The sequence below is a fragment of the Kitasatospora sp. NPDC057542 genome (assembly GCF_042801945.1).
Taxonomy (GTDB): domain Bacteria; phylum Actinomycetota; class Actinomycetes; order Streptomycetales; family Streptomycetaceae; genus Kitasatospora.
On the sequence record NZ_JBHVFE010000003.1, the window covers coordinates 74,982 to 82,867 of the forward strand.

Annotated in this window: 6 protein-coding genes; all 6 read left to right on the plus strand. The window is 74.9% G+C overall.

The features are described 5' to 3' along the window. Genes ACFU7Y_RS01025 through ACFU7Y_RS01050 form a run of 6 tightly spaced genes read left to right on the plus strand, consistent with a single transcriptional unit; the run spans nt 1 to nt 7,843 of the window. The gene (locus ACFU7Y_RS01025) at nt 1–1,095 is read left to right on the plus strand and encodes an arginase family protein (protein ID WP_224275095.1); all 1,095 of its coding nucleotides are present in this window, start codon (nt 1–3) and stop codon (nt 1,093–1,095) included. After that, entirely contained in the window at nt 1,092–2,144 is a 1,053-nt protein-coding gene (locus tag ACFU7Y_RS01030; RefSeq protein ID WP_380765855.1) for a hypothetical protein, read from the plus strand. The genes ACFU7Y_RS01025 and ACFU7Y_RS01030 overlap by 4 nt, the downstream gene beginning before the upstream one ends. Continuing rightward, on the plus strand, nt 2,144–3,088 hold the full coding sequence (locus ACFU7Y_RS01035) for a PHP domain-containing protein (protein WP_380765857.1): 945 nt from the start codon (nt 2,144–2,146) through the stop codon (nt 3,086–3,088). The genes ACFU7Y_RS01030 and ACFU7Y_RS01035 overlap by 1 nt, the downstream gene beginning before the upstream one ends. Continuing rightward, on the plus strand, nt 3,085–5,697 hold the full coding sequence (locus ACFU7Y_RS01040; protein ID WP_380765859.1) for a lantibiotic dehydratase: 2,613 nt from the start codon (nt 3,085–3,087) through the stop codon (nt 5,695–5,697). The genes ACFU7Y_RS01035 and ACFU7Y_RS01040 overlap by 4 nt, the downstream gene beginning before the upstream one ends. Next, nucleotides 5,694–6,944 (plus strand): MFS transporter, encoded by a 1,251-nt coding sequence (locus tag ACFU7Y_RS01045; protein ID WP_380765861.1) that lies wholly within the window; start codon nt 5,694–5,696, stop codon nt 6,942–6,944. Before ACFU7Y_RS01040 ends, ACFU7Y_RS01045 begins: the two co-directional genes overlap by 4 nt. Next, on the plus strand, nt 6,941–7,843 hold the full coding sequence (locus ACFU7Y_RS01050) for a phosphotransferase family protein (protein WP_380765862.1): 903 nt from the start codon (nt 6,941–6,943) through the stop codon (nt 7,841–7,843). Before ACFU7Y_RS01045 ends, ACFU7Y_RS01050 begins: the two co-directional genes overlap by 4 nt. Nucleotides 7,844–7,886 lie beyond the last annotated feature (43 nt).

Sequence of the window (7,886 nt, forward strand, 5' to 3'; positions counted from 1 at the left end):
ATGACCGAGCTCCCCGACTTCGAAGCGCTCCGGAACAGCGTCAAACCCGAGGACTTCGAGCAGGACCCGCTGCCGGGCTGGGCCGGCGTCGGCACCCTCTTCGGCGCCCCCACCACCAGCGCCGACCAGGTGGACGTCGGCGAGCAGGGCTGGGTGGTGTCCGGCGTGCCCTTCGACGCCACCGCCAGCTCCCGGCCCGGCGCCGCGGAGGGGCCGCGGGCGATCCGCCAGGCGAGCCTGGTCTTCTCCAGCTACCTCACCAGCCTGGGCCAGTGGCGGATGCTGGACACCCGCACCGGGCAGACCTTCCGTTACCACGCGCCCCGCGTCGCCGACGCCGGCGACCTGCACATCTACCCGACGGACACGGTGAAGACCTTCCAGGCCGTCGCCGCCGAGAGCCGCCGGCTGAGCCGGAACGCCCCGCGCCTGATCTTCCTCAACGGCGACCACTCCTGCACCTTCCCCACCTTCGCCGGCTTCCGCGCCGGACGGCTCGACCGCGGCGCCGGCCGGGTGGGGTTCATCAACATCGACCACCACTTCGACTTCGGCAACTGGAGCACCCTGCACGGGCCGCTCTACCACGGCTCCAACTCCCGCCGGATCAGCGAGATCCCGCAGATGCGCCCGGAGGACATCGCCTTCGTCGGGGTGGGGGACGTCACCAAGTACGACCAGTTCCGCGGCCTGCTCGACAGCGGCTTCCACGTCGTGCCCGGCTCCCAGATCACCCGGGACGGCGCCGCCGCGGCCCTGCGCCCGGTGATCGAGGAGCTCGGCTCGCGCTGCGACACGGTCTACGTCTCCCTCGACATCGACGTGCTCGACAGCGCCGCGGCGACCGGCACCGGGCACGTCACCATGGGCGGCATCGGCATCGGCGACCTCCTCGACGTCTACGAGGAGCTGCGGGCGCTGCCCGTCGGCGCCGTCGACATCGCCGAGATCGCGCCCCGCTACGACCCGTCCGGCGGCACCGCGCAGATCGCCGCCCGGCTGCTCTTCGAGTTCCTGTTCCGCACCGAGGGAGCCCCGGCCGAACTCGCGCCCTGGGCCCCCGCCGCCCCCTCCGCACCCCTGGAGCACCGGTGAGATTCACGCCCCACGAAGCGCAGTTCGACTGTACCCCGCTGGTCTCCGGCGCCCCGGCCGAGCGTGAGCGGGCGCTGGACGCGCTCGCCACCGAGGCCGTCGAGGTCATCCACCGGGTCGGCTACGCGGTCTTCCGGATCGGCCGGCTCCGGCTGGGCGTCGAGGACAGCCGCCGGCTGTCCACCGGCATCGTCGAGCGCGTGCGCACCGCACTGATCGCCCGCGGCGCCCCCGAGCGGATGCGCCTGGAGGCCGACAGGGCGCAGCAGACCTATGTGCCCGAGGGCTACACCACCCGGACCCTGCTGCCCCACCACGACGGCCAGCACTGCTCGTACCTGACGCCCAGCCTCCAGGACGCCCCCGACTGGGACCCGTCCCGGCGCACCTACGGCGACTCCGGGTACACCACCACCCCCGCGCACAAGATGTACCAGGGCATCTTCCTGCCGGAGGTCGGCGAGGGGCTGAGCGTCACCACGTACTACGACTGGCTCGGCGTGATCGACGACGTGCTGGAGCGGCGCGGCATCGACCGGGGGGCCGACCCCGCGGCCACCGCGGCCCGCTGGCTCGGCGACAACCTGCGCCGCGGCCTGGAGCGCCAGCCGGAGCACGGCTGCGCCTACCCCTCGGTGGGCGCGATGCTCGGGCTGGAGGAGCCGCTCTGGCACGGCCTGTCCTTCCACCACAGCGAGGCGGTGCTGACCAAGGAGGAGCGCCGGCGCTTCCCCACCGCCGTGCCGCTGGCCGACAGCTGTGCGTGCGGCGAGTGCCGGGGCGAGGCGGCCCGGCTGTTCTGCCACCAGGTGCTCATGGCCACCGGCCTGACCTGGGCGCAGTTCCGCCGCCGCTGGGAGGTCCTCGCCCCGGGCGAGCACTGCGACCTCCTGCTCGGCCACAACCTCACCATGCTGCACGGCGGCCTGGCCGGCGGTGCGGGGCGGATCATCGAGCCGCTCTGCCTGGTCGTGGACGACCCGTCCGGCCCCGAGTACGAACGCTGGCTGGCCGCCTCCTGGCGGCGCACCCTGCCCGGAGCCCGCTGATGCGGGGGGCGCCCGCCACCCTGGCCACCCCGGTCGACCTGCACCTGCACACCCGGCACTCGGACGGGGACGAGGCGCCGGCCGAACTGGCCCGGCGGTGCATCGGGGCCGGCCTGCGGGTGGCCGCCGTGACGGATCACAACACCGTCGCGGGCGTCGCCGCCTTCGAGCGGGCCGCCGGCGGGCGCCTCACCGTGGTACCGGCCTGCGAGATCACCACCACCTGGCGCGGCGAGGAGACCCACTGCCTGGCCTACTTCGTCGACCCCGGCGACGAACGGTTCCGGCAGCGGATCGGGCGCGTCCACGACGCCGAACTGGCCTGGTGGCACACCTGGACCGACCGGGCACACGCCCTCGGCGTGCCGCTCGACCACGCGGACGTCGAGCGGCGCATCGGCGGCGACCGGGTGGCCTACGTCAACGACTACCTGGCCCTGCTGCTGGAGGCGGCCGCCGGCGACCCGCGGTTCGCCCCGTACGGCGAGGGCGACGACCGGTTCGCCCGCTTCATCGCCGACTGGTGCCGGCCCGGCCGGCCGCTGCACGTCGAACACCCGGTCAACCCCGGCCTGGTGGAGGTGCTGTCCTGGATCGAGCAGGCGGGCGGGGTCGCCGTCCTCGCCCACCCCGGGCCGCTCACCGCCGGCCTGGACGCCCCGCGGTGCGCGGCGCTGCTGGAGCCGCTGCGCGCGGCCGGCCTGGCCGGGCTGGAGGTGTGGACGAGCTGGCACACCCCGGCCGACAGCACCCGGCTCGCCGAGGCGGCCGAGCGGCTCGGCCTGGTCTCCACCGCCGGGTCCGACTACCACGGGGTGCGGGTCAAGCCCTGGGCGCCGCGCCCCGGCCTGCTGCCCGTGCTCCCCGCCGATCCGCTCGCCGTCCTGGACGCCCTGCACGACCGCCGTCCTCCCGTCCCTGCGACTTCCCAGGTGAGGCTGTGACCACCGTCAACGACCCCCGGACCACCACCGACCCCGGTGTGCACGTCGCCTGGCAGCTCGCGCCGGTCGTCGTGCTCCGCCAGGCCGGCTTCCCGATGGAACTGCTCGCGCCCCTGGCGGACCCGGCCGCCGCCGAAGAGGCCCGCGAACTCGTCGCCCAGGGGCGGCAACTGAAGGCGCTGGCCGACGAGTTCAAGGCCACCCTGCGCCGGCACCCGGTGCCCGGCGCCGCCAGGCTGTCCTCCCCCGCCGGCTTCCTGCTGCCCGTCCCCGAGCCCGACCTGGCCACCGCGGCCGCCGCCGTCCCCGCCGAGGCGGCCGCCGCCCTGCGCACCTACCAGGACGCCGCCCGGCGGTTCGCCGAGGAGCAGGCCCGGTTCGCCGCCCGGCACCAGGAGCGCCTCGACCGGGCCGGGGCCGCCGTGGTCGCGGCCTTCGGCGACGAACGCCTGCGGCAGGTCCTGCTGCTCTCCAACGACTCCGCCTACCCCACCTTCGCCGCATGGCTCGACGGCTTCGACGGCTCGACCGGCCGGCGCACCCGCAAGATGACCGACCTGCTCACCATGTACCTCCAGCGGGTCACCACCAAGAACGAGACCCACTCGCACTTCGGCCCCTTCACCCCCGGCCGGGTCGGCACGGCCCCCGGCATCACCTGGTCCGGCGAGCGGGAGCTCGAACGGCGGGCGCTGTTCAGCCACTGGGCCGCCGAGAAGCTCGCCCAGAGCGCCGCCGCCGTCCCCGGCCTGCTCGACCACGCCCGGCCCCGTCGCCGCCCGCTGTCCTTCCTGCGCGACGGCCGGATCGACCTGTACGCCTTCACCACCCGCGACGGCCTGGACACCGACTGGGACTTCCGGCACCTCGGCGGGCGGCCGGTGGAACCGTACGAGGCCTGGCTGTGGCAGCACTGCGACGGCGAACGCACCCTGCGCGAACTGCGGCAGGCCTGGCAGGACGAGCTGCGCTGCCCCGTCCCCTTCGACCGGGTCCTCGCCGAACTCGCCGACCGCGAATGGGTGGTCGTCGAGTTCGAGATCCCGATCGGCGACCACCGGCCGCTGGCCGCCCTGCGCGAGCAGCTGCTCGCCGCCCCCGCCGAACCGGCCGCCCCGCTGCTCACCGCGATCGACGGCTTCGAGGCGGACCTGACCCGCTTCGCCCGGCTGCCGCTGCCCGAGCGCGCGGCCGCGCTCGCCGAGACCAAGGCCCGGTTCGAGCAGCTGACCAAAGGCCCCGCCAACCGCAACAGCGGCCTGCACTACGCCGACCGCAGCATCCTGTTCGAGGAGGCCCGCGGCCGCCCGGCCGACCTCACCGTCGGCCCGGACCTCGCCCGCTTCATCACGGACGAGTTGTCCATCGTGTACGAGACCGTGCTGGCCGGCCCGCGCCTGCGGATGCGGCGCGAACTGGTCATCCTCACCCGGTGGGTGGCCGAGCGGTTCGGTCCCGGCGTCGAGATCCCGCTGGACGTGCTCTACGCCGAGTTCTTCCGCGACCGGGAGTCCATCGCCCGGGAGTGCCTCGCCGTCGAGGCCGAACTCGCCGAACTGGACCGGGCGATCGGCGCGGCCCTGCTCGGCGAGGCCGCGACGGACCCGGACCGCTCCGAGGTCGTGGTGGACCGGGAGCGGATGGCGGCCGTCCTCGCCACCCAGCCGAGCAGCCCGCCGGCGGTCTGCGACCCGGACATCCTGTTCGCCGCGAAGAGCCGGGAGGACCTGGCCGAGGGCCGGTTCACCGCCGTCATCGGCGACTGCCACGCGGTGCGGGAGGTCATCACCCACACCAGCTTCGGCCCACTGATCCAGGAGCACACCCCCGAACTGCTCTCCGAGGTGTACCGCGGCTACCGGTCCCTGCTCGCGGACGACGAGGTGCTCGCCAACCTGTCCCGCGGCCACCCCGACAAGTCCTCCACCCAACTCGTCTACCCCTGCCACGACCTGGAGGTCTACGGCCGCTCCGCGCAGTCCCGCGACCGGGTGCTGCAGCCCTCCCAGCTGTACCTGGTGCTGCGCGGTGACCGGCTGGAGCTGCGCGCCCACGGCGTCGAGGGCCGGCTGCGCCTGATGGCGCCCCCGGCCGGCGGCCCGAGCATCCGGCAGGACCCGCTCTCCCCGTTCGCCTTCCCCCGCCACTTCGGCGGCGCCGGACTGGACGCCCCCGACCTGGCGCACATCCCGCGCATCCGCTGCGGCCGCGTCGTGCTGCAGCGCGAGACCTGGCGCATCCCCGCCGCCCGGCTGCGCGACACCACCGCCCTCGGCCGGCAGAAGGGCCGGGACGACGCCGCGCAGTTCGTCGCCGCCTGCCGGCTGCGCGCCGAGCACCGGCTGCCGCGGCACGTCTTCGTCAAGGTCCCCGGTGAGCCGAAGCCGGTCTACGTCGACTGGGAGTCCCCGCTGCTGGTGCGGCAGCTCGGCCGGCTGGCCGCCAAGACCGAGGGCACCCTGGAGATCTCCGAGATGCTGCCCGCCCCCGACCAGCGCTGGCTGGACGTGGACGGCCACCGCTACACCAGCGAACTGCGCTGCGCCGTCTTCTCGGCGGGGCAGGGCGGTTCGGCGTGGCAGGGCCCCGCCGCGGAGCCGCGCGGGTGAGCACCGACACCACCGTCCGCCCCGTCTCCGGCTACCACCGGGTCATCGGCGCCGCGGCCTCCTCCGCGGTCGGCGACGGCATGCGCTTCGCCGCGCTGCCGCTGCTGTCCACCGCGGTGCTGCACGACGCCTTCCAGGTGTCCGCGGTCACCGCGGCGACCACCGTGCCCTGGCTGCTGTTCGCCCTGCCCGCCGGGGCGTACGCCGACCGCTTCGAGCGGCGCCTGCTGATGGTCCTCGCCGACCTGCTGCGCGCCGCGGTGCTGGTCCTCACCGTCGTGCTGCTCGCCGCCGACCGGCTGACCTTCTGGCCGCTGCTCACCGCCGCGTTCCTGCTGGGCGTCGGCGAGGTGCTGTTCGACTGCGCGTCCTTCGCGCTGCTGCCGAGCGTCGTCCCCAAGGAGCGGCTGGAGTCGGCGAACGGCCGGCTCTTCGCCGTCCAGACCGTCGGCCGCGACCTGCTCGGGCAGGTCGTCGGCGGCGTGCTGTTCACGGTGGGCCGGGCGGTGCCGCTGCTGCTCGACGCGGTCTCCTTCCTGGTCTCCGCGGCACTGCTGCGCGGCGTGCGCGGGCCCGCACCCGAGCCCGGGACCGCGCCGCCCGCCGAAAAGCCCCGGCTCCTGGCCGACATCCGCGAGGGCGTGGCGCTGGTGCTGCGCGACCCGCTGCTGCGCGCCCTGACCGTCTCCGCCGGCGTCATCAACGCCGTGTACCTGGGGCAGATCGCCGTCTTCGTCATCCTGGTGCGCGACGTGCTGGAGCTCCCGGACTCCGCGTACGGGGCACTGCTGGCCGCCGGCGCGATCGGCGGCGTGGTCGGCAGCACGGTCGCGAGCCGGCTGACCACGGCGATCGGCCGGGTCCCCGCGCTGGTCGGCAACCTGGCCCTGATGGGCGTCGCGGGCCTGGCGGTGGGGGCGAGCGACCGGGTGTGGGTGGTCACCGTCGCCTACTGCCTCACCGGCTTCGCCCTGATGGTCTGGAACGTCGTCGCCGTATCGCTGCGCCAGACGATCATCCCGGACCGGATGCTCGGCCGGGCCACCGGCGTCTACCGGCTGTTCGCCTGGGGCGCGATGCCCCTCGGCGCGCTGGTCTTCGGCCGGGTGAGCGCCTCGGCCGGCCCGCGCGCCGCCTTCGCCCTCGGCGGCGTGGTCACCCTGCTGACCTGCCTGCCGATCGCCTACGCCCTGCTGAGGGACAGCAGGGTGACCGACCGTCGCAAGACTCCCGAGGATGCACCATGAGTGAGCGTTTCGCCCTACTGGACCGGCTGGCCGAGCAGTGGGGCCTCAGCGGCCTGGAACTCGTCGGCAAGGGCCTGGAGTTCACCGTCTTCCGGGCCCGGGGGCGGGACGGCGAACCGGTCGCCGTACGGCTCGCGCACCGGCGGTTCGACTCCAACGCCAACGACCCGCACGTGGACACCCGCGCCCTGCTCGTCCAGGAGTACGCCATCGCCCGGCACCTGGCCGAGCACGGCCTGCCGGTCGCCCGGGCCCGGGAGCTGGTCCTCGCCGACGACCCCGGCTCCCCCGACGTGCTGCTCTCCGACTACGTCCCCGACGACGGCTCCCCGCTCGACTCCCACGCCCTCGGACAACTCCTCGCCCGGCTGCACCGGGTGCCCCCGCCGCGGCTGCGCCCCGTCGCCGCCGAGGGCGGCAGCACGATCGACGCCCTCACCACCCGGATAGCCCGCCGCTGGTCCGAACTCGCCCGCCTCGTCGACGACTGGCCCGAGCCCCCGGCCGCCGACCTCCTCGCCCGCCGGCTCTCCCCCCTCACCGAGAGCAGCCTCCTCCACCTCGACGTGCGCAGCTCCAACATCCGCCGCCACCAGGGCCGCACCACCGCCCTCCTCGACTGGTCGAACACCCTGCTCGGCTCCCCCGCCCTGGAGTTCGGCCGCCTCGCCGAATACGCCCGCTACCCCGAGAACGACCTCGACCTCACCGCCCTCCGCGCCGGTTACGCGACCATCGCCCCCGTCCCCGGCGAGGACGATCCGTGCCTCCTCGCCTGCCGCCTGGACGCCGCCCTGATGCTCGCCCTGGTCTTCCTCTCCGAAGCCCCCGACCCCACCCGCGGCCCCACCGCCGCCGCCCACGCCCGCGACCTGGCCCACCGCCTCACCCGCTTCTGACGCCGCCGGACTCGCCACCGCCGAACCTCGTACGGCGCCCGGC